Source organism: Aequoribacter sp. (assembly GCF_965659035.1).
Classification (GTDB): Bacteria; Pseudomonadota; Gammaproteobacteria; order Pseudomonadales; family Halieaceae; genus Aequoribacter.
The window spans coordinates 21,743-28,186 of sequence record NZ_CBFHWH010000023.1 but is presented as its reverse complement, the minus strand read 5'-3'; the positions used below and the strand labels follow the sequence as shown (position 1 = coordinate 28,186).

The 6,444-nt window shown below is 53.3% G+C and carries 5 protein-coding genes and 1 pseudogene; 2 read left to right on the top strand and 4 right to left on the bottom strand.

Annotated features, from left to right (window positions below):
• The 3 genes and pseudogenes from ACTF5Z_RS05680 to ACTF5Z_RS05670 all read right to left on the bottom strand — a co-directional run.
• Window positions 1–620: pseudogene (locus ACTF5Z_RS05680) on the bottom strand (malate synthase G); the annotation flags it as partial.
• Between the two features lie 233 nt (window positions 621–853).
• Window positions 854–2,023, bottom strand: coding sequence for a nucleotide sugar dehydrogenase (locus ACTF5Z_RS05675; protein WP_438984832.1), 1,170 nt, complete (start codon window positions 2,021–2,023; stop codon window positions 854–856).
• A gap of 97 nt (window positions 2,024–2,120) precedes the next feature.
• Window positions 2,121–3,080, bottom strand: a complete 960-nt coding sequence (locus ACTF5Z_RS05670; RefSeq protein WP_009575695.1) for a LysR family transcriptional regulator — start codon at window positions 3,078–3,080, stop codon at window positions 2,121–2,123.
• Between the two features lie 250 nt (window positions 3,081–3,330).
• On the opposite strand from ACTF5Z_RS05670, the gene ACTF5Z_RS05665 reads away from it, so the two are divergent.
• Together ACTF5Z_RS05665 and rraA are read left to right on the top strand one after the other, a co-directional pair.
• On the top strand, window positions 3,331–5,100 hold the full coding sequence (locus ACTF5Z_RS05665; protein ID WP_438984831.1) for an acyl-CoA dehydrogenase family protein: 1,770 nt from the start codon (window positions 3,331–3,333) through the stop codon (window positions 5,098–5,100).
• A 2-nt stretch (window positions 5,101–5,102) separates the two neighbouring features.
• Window positions 5,103–5,591: a ribonuclease E activity regulator RraA gene (gene rraA / locus ACTF5Z_RS05660; protein WP_423849058.1), complete on the top strand. Its 489-nt coding sequence runs from the start codon at window positions 5,103–5,105 to the stop codon at window positions 5,589–5,591.
• Window position 5,592: 1 nt separating this feature from the next.
• On the opposite strand, the gene nadC is transcribed toward rraA, so the two are convergent.
• Window positions 5,593–6,432, bottom strand: a complete 840-nt coding sequence (nadC, locus tag ACTF5Z_RS05655; RefSeq protein WP_438984830.1) for a carboxylating nicotinate-nucleotide diphosphorylase — start codon at window positions 6,430–6,432, stop codon at window positions 5,593–5,595.
• Window positions 6,433–6,444: the final 12 nt, after the last annotated feature.

The window sequence follows — 6,444 nt, the reverse complement described above, 5'->3', positions numbered from 1 at the left end:
TTGCCTTCTTGCAATACGGCAGTAAGCTTCTCGCCGGCAATGGCATACTGCTTCACATCCGAGTGTGAGCCGCTGGCTAGCGGGCAGTGCTCGTCTAAAAAGGCTTTAGCAAAAGCGATTACTTTGTCACCGCGAATAGGGTTGTAGGCACCCGCACGCTCGGCGCCGTCGTCCTCTGAGATAACGTCAGTGCCGTAGAGTGCGTCGTACAAGCTGCCCCAGCGGGCATTGGTCGCGTTTAAGGCATAGCGGGCGTTCATAACGGGCACCACCAGCTGTGGTCCCGCCATGGTGGCGATTTCCTCGTCGACGTTTTCAGTGGTGATGCTAAAATCATCGGGCTCAGGTAACCAGTAGCCGATGTCTTTTAAAAACCGCAGATACTCGTCTTGGTTATATGGCGCAGGATTGGCCTTGTGCCACTCGTCAATTTGCTTTTGGATAGATTCGCGTTTGGCAAGCAGAGCCTGGTTCTCTGGCATGAACTTCGCGAATACATCGGCTGCGGTTTGCCAAAATTGGTCCGCGCTAATGCCGGTGCCTTCTATGATTCCATTGCTGAGCAAGTCGTCCAGTACGGTGGCTACTTGTAGGCCCGCACGATCTACACGCGATGTCATAATGAGTCCTGTCTATCTTTTTAGTAATCGTCGCAGTGTATGAAAGGGCTATTGATTTAGCAAATGTATAGTTGTTATCGTAGTCATTCATTGGGTGAATAGTTTGCGCGGTTGTTGCCTTATTAAGTGTGGAGAGATTTGAGGAGTATCGAGACTCGACAAAGCGTAGGTGGGGGTTATTTGGCCACTTGAGGAAGAATGCTTTGCTGATGCGTCTAGTGCGAGCTACTTGCCTAATCCATCCCAAACAAATCGCGGGTATACACCTTGCTCTCCACATCCGCCAACATCTCGCAGCGACGATTGCTGATGATCACATCGGAATGGGCTTTGAATTCGCCTAAGTTGGAATACACCCGCGAGTTAAAAAACGTACTTAGGCGCAGGTTGGGTTCGAAGATGATAACTTCGATGCCTTTACCTTTTAAACGCTTCATGATGCCTTGAATGGCGGATTCTCGGAAGTTATCTGAGCCTTGCTTCATGACCAAGCGATAGATGCCCACCGTCTTGGGCTTGCGTTTTAGGATGTCGCTGGCGATAAAGTCTTTACGCGTGACGTTCGAATCGATAATCGCACGAATCATGTTCTGCGGCACCTGATCGTAGTTAGCGAGCAATTGCTTTGAATCCTTGGGCAAGCAGTAACCGCCATAACCGAACGATGGGTTATTGTAGTAATGCCCAATACGCGGATCGAGGCAAACGCCTTCGATAATGTGCTGGGTGTTGAGGTCGTGCACGGCGGCGTAAGTGTCCAGCTCGTTAAAGTAGGCTACCCGCATGGCCAAATAGGTGTTGGCGAACAGTTTTATGGCTTCGGCTTCGGTGCTGTCCGTGAGCAATACGGGGACATCGACCTTTTTTGCCGCGTACTGCAAGAGCTCGGCAAACTCTCGCGCCTGTTCGGTTTGGGCACCGACGATAATTCGTGATGGGTATTCGTTGTCTTTTAGCGCCTGCCCCTCACGTAAAAATTCGGGCGAAAAAACAATGCGATCTGTATCGAGTGTTTGGTTGAGCCGGGCGGTGAAGCCAACGGGCACAGTCGACTTGATGACGATCAGCGCAGTGCGGTTGAGTTGGAGTACCTGTTCGCAGACGGATGTGACGCTTGTGGTATCGAAGTAGTTGGATTCTGGGTCGTAGTTTGTTGGGGTGGCAATAATGATGATGTCGGCAGTTTCGACGGAGCCCTGCAAGTGCGCACTGGCTTGCAGGTTCAACGGTTCGATGTCTAGTGCCCGCTGAAGGTCCACATCTTGGATCGGAGACCGTTTGTCCTGAATAGACTGTATACGTTCTTCAGCAATATCAACGACACGTACTTCATTACGCCTTGCTAAGAGTACCGCGAGCGAAAATCCAACATAGCCAGCGCCGACAACCGTGATTGATTTCATGCTCCAAGAATCCAGACCTGTATGGATCTGGACTATAAAAGTGCAATATGGCGCAACCGTGACCGTTTGGTGTCATTTCCGTCACAGTTTTATGTCGTTATTTTGACGCAACCTCGGGTACTGGTAGATTGCGCGCCGTTTCGGCGATGAGTCGTCGTAACCACTGGTTGCCGGGGTTATGCTGTAGTAGCGGGCTCCAGGCCATCTTTAATTCCAAAGGCGGGATTTTAAGGGGCGGCTGACGCAAGACCACGCGTGGGTTGTTAGACTTTAATAGCGCAGCGCGCGTGGGTAGCGTTACGATCAAGTCGTTTTGCTCGGCTAAGGTCATGGCCGCTTGGTAGTGGCGGGTAAACACGCGAATTTGACGTTTTTTACCCAGCCTTGCAAGGGCGGAATCGACCCAGCCTAAGCGCTGCACGTCGTCTGGGTTTACGCCCACGCCGACGCCCATGCCGGTTTTACTGACCCAAATGTGGTTGGCTTTTAGATAGTTATCTAAGCTGAAATCGTCGAGTACGGGGTTGTTGGGGCTGAGCAGGCACGAGAAGGTGTCGTCCCACAAGTGGGTCTGATGAAACGACTGTGGCATGGCATCAAAGCGGTTAATGACCATATCGACTTTGCCGCGCTCGACGTCTAAAAAGCTGACGTCACTGGGCGTCATGATATCGAGCGTAATGCCGGGTGCGAGTTCGCGCAGTTGGTCTAATACATACGGAAGCAGAGTGGATTCGGCGTAGTCGCTGGCCATAATGCGAAATACGCGTGTATGGGTTGCCGGATCAAACTCGGCCTTGGTTTGTACAGCGCGATCAATATTGGCCAGCACGTCGCGAATGATGGGCTCAAGTTCTAGGGCTCGCTCCGTGGGCGCCATGCCCTCACTGGTGCGCACCAGCAAAGGGTCGCCAAACAAGTCGCGCAGGCGTTTGAGGCCATTACTCATGGCCGGCTGGCTGAGGCTAAGCTGGTTGGCGGCTTGCGTCACATTGCGCTCGCGCAGCAGTACATCGAGATACACCAAAAGATTTAAGTCAATGCGATTCAGATTCATAGCGGGTTCGTCGGCCTATATAAACAGTAAAATCAATTGGTTATTTCGTTATCGGCCATACATTCATGCTGTGAATGCCTGCCATTAAAACGATAGTCTATGCAAATTACTCCTATTTGGCGATGCTTTCCACCGACTTTGGTCGACTCGCATTAGCATGTTAACACTGCAAACTCTGACCAATCGCGCTAAACTTTGCGCAACTAGACTTAACAGCCGAGGGCACTAGGGTGCCACTCTAGGAGAGCATATGGACAACTATCGTGCCCCCGTCGAAGACATGCAGTTTGTGATTGACGAGGTATTGAACCTTGAGGGTCGCTTGGGCGCCTTGCCCGCCTACGAAGACAAAGGTGTTGGTTCTGATCTGACGCTGGCCGTGTTAGATGAAGCGGCAAAGCTTGCCAATGACGTCATCGCGCCGACCCGCCGTGTTGGTGATTTAGAGCCCGCGCGCTGCGAGAACAACCGCGTGGTATGCTCGCCGGGGCACGAGGAAGCGCTACGTCAACTTGGTGAGTCGGGTTGGACCGGTATTGCCGCCAGCGAGGACTTTGGTGGGCAGGGCCTGCCCGAGGTGTATGGCACCGCGACATCTGAAATGTGGAACGGGGCGAACATGGCGTTTGCGTTGGCGCCCTTTTTAAGCTCGGGCGCGGCACTGGCGATTACCGCGCATGGCACCGAAGAACAAAAAGCGCTGTATGCCACTAAAATTAACTCAGGTGAGTGGTCGGGCACCATGAACCTGACTGAATCTGGCGCCGGATCGGATCTTGGCCCTTTAAAAACGCGTGCAGTCCCAGAGGGCGATCACTACCGCATTTATGGTCAAAAAATCTACATTACCTGGGGTGATCACGAGGCCACCGACAACATAGTTCATCTGGTGTTGGCGCGCTTGCCCGATGCTCCAGAGGGCTCGAAGGGTATCTCGCTCTTCATTGTGCCCAAATATTTGGTGAATGAAGACGGTAGCTTGGGTGCGCGCAACGACGTGTATCCTGTATCGGTTGAGCACAAGCTGGGTATTCACGCGAGCCCCACGTGCGTGATGGCCTATGGGGATACTGAGGGCGCTATCGGCTATTTAGTGGGCCGCGAAAACGAAGGTTTGCGCTGCATGTTTACTATGATGAACGAAGCGCGCTTGAAGGTGGGCTTGCAGGGCTTGGGTGCTGCAGAGGGCGCTTTCCAATTAGCCAAGGCCTATGCTCGCGAGCGGGTTCAAGGCGGCGTCGCGATTATCGAACACCCTGATGTAAAGCGCATGTTATTAACTATGCGCTCAGGGTGCGAGGCCATGCGTGCGTTAGCCTACAGCGAGGCGGTGACCATGGATTTGGCGCACAGCGGGCCGGAATCTGAAAAGGCGCTTGCCCAAGCACGTATTGATTTAATGATTCCCGTAATCAAAGGTTGGTTAACGACCTTTGGCGAAGAGATCACCTCGCTGGGTGTGCAGGTACACGGCGGTATGGGCTATGTCGAGGAGACAGGTGCTGCCCAGTATTTTCGGGATGTGCGCATAACCTCGATCTACGAGGGGACCAACGGCATTCAGGCCGCAGATTTGGTGAATCGTAAGTTGGGTCGCGACGGCGGTGCCACCATGGAGTTGGTACAAACCGAAATTGCCGATACCGTGGCTGACTTACTGGCAAGCGGTAATGATGTGCTTGTCGGTATGGGCCAAGCGCTAAAAGTCGCTTTGGCTTCACAAGTTCGCGCGTCCGAGTGGTTACTGCAGCAGCTGCGTTTGAACAAGCCTGCTGCGCTGGGTGGCTCGTTTGAATACATGATGATGACGGGTTATTTGTTTGGTGGTTGGCAGCTAGTGCGCGGTGCAATGGTGGCCCAGCGCGCTATTGCTGATGGCTCCGATCGTGAGTTTTACCGCCACAAATTGGCAACGGCTGAGTTCTATTGTGAGCAGATATTGCCCCGATGCTTGGCAGCGGAGCAGTCTGTGTTAAGCTCGGCAGGGACTTTAATGGATTACCCTGTCGATTGGATCTAACCATGGAACGCGATTTTACGACGCCTGATTTGTGCGATGACTTTCCTGATTCGCGTGTGCTGTACGCACAGTTTCGCTCGTATGGGCGCAACGCCAGCTTTTGTGGGCAGGCGGTGACTGTAAAATGTTTTGAAGACAACTCGCTGGTCAAAGCCCTGGTGCAAGAACCGGGTAATGGCAAGGTGATTGTGGTAGACGGTGGTGCGTCTTTGCGCCGCGCGCTACTGGGCGATCAACTGGCTGAAAAAGCCTGTCTGAATGGCTGGATGGGGCTGATTATTAACGGTGCGGTGCGCGACGTCGAGATACTGGCGACCTTGCCCTTGGGTGTTTTTGCCTTGGGCGCTATTCCTTTAAAGACCGACAAACGCGATGTGGGTTTGCGCGGCGTCGCTGTCGACATTGGCGGTACCACAGTACACGAAGGCGATTGGATTTACGCCGATGCCTCGGGAGTTGTGGTCAGCAGCACAAATTTGCTCGCGCCTTGAGTTAGTCTGCCGCTAAGCGCATGGATAAATCCAGCGCTTGGCAGTGTTTGGTCAGTGCACCAATCGAGATGTAATCCACCCCTGTCTCCGCATAAGGCACGAGTGTCTCGCTGGTCACGTTGCCCGAGACTTCAAGCTCGACGCGTCCCTTGGTTAAGGCCACCGCTTCGCGCATACCCTCCAAGCTAAAGTTATCTAACATAATACGATCAACGTTTGCCGCGAGTGCTTGCTCTAGCTCGTCGTGCGTTTCGACTTCGACCTCTAAAAGCACATCAGGCGCCAGTGCTCTGGCTGCAGATACGGCAGCCGAAATACCCCCGCAGGCGGCGATATGATTTTCTTTTATGAGAAAGGCATCGAACAAACCAATGCGATGGTTGTGACAGCCGCCGCAGGTTACCGCGTATTTCTGGGCGAGGCGCAATCCGGGAATGGTTTTGCGCGTGTCTAAAAGCTTGACCTGTGTATGCGCAACTTGGTCGGCGTAGTGCTTGGCTTTAGTGGCCGCGCCCGACAAGGTTTGCAAAAAATTCATGGCGGTGCGCTCTGCCGTCAAGAGTGCGCGCGCAGGGCCGTGAATTTTCAGCAGCACTTGATTGGGTTCTAGCAGGTCGCCGTCTTGTGCCTGCCAGTCAAGCTCACAGCGTGCATCGATTTGCTCAAAAACCAAGTTCGCCCAAGCTTGGCCGGCTAATACTCCTGGCTCGCGGGTGATGAGTGTGGCGGTTGCCCAGCGATCTTGTGGGATGAGCTGGGCGGTTAAATCGCCGGTGCCCAAGTCTTCGGCAATGGCTTTGGCAACATCGGCTCGGATGCTTTCTAACGGCGGAAGGTGCATACTGTTGTATCT

What these genes read in the sequence shown, in the direction of transcription:
- ACTF5Z_RS05665 (WP_438984831.1), top strand. Translation starts at nt 3,331, where the DNA reads ATGGACAACTATCGTGCCCCCGTCGAAGACATGCAGTTTGTGATTGAC.
- ACTF5Z_RS05675 (WP_438984832.1), bottom strand. Translation starts at nt 2,023, where the DNA reads ATGAAATCAATCACGGTTGTCGGCGCTGGCTATGTTGGATTTTCGCTC.
- ACTF5Z_RS05670 (WP_009575695.1), bottom strand. Translation starts at nt 3,080, where the DNA reads ATGAATCTGAATCGCATTGACTTAAATCTTTTGGTGTATCTCGATGTA.
- nadC (WP_438984830.1), bottom strand. Translation starts at nt 6,432, where the DNA reads ATGCACCTTCCGCCGTTAGAAAGCATCCGAGCCGATGTTGCCAAAGCC.
- rraA (WP_423849058.1), top strand. Translation starts at nt 5,103, where the DNA reads ATGGAACGCGATTTTACGACGCCTGATTTGTGCGATGACTTTCCTGAT.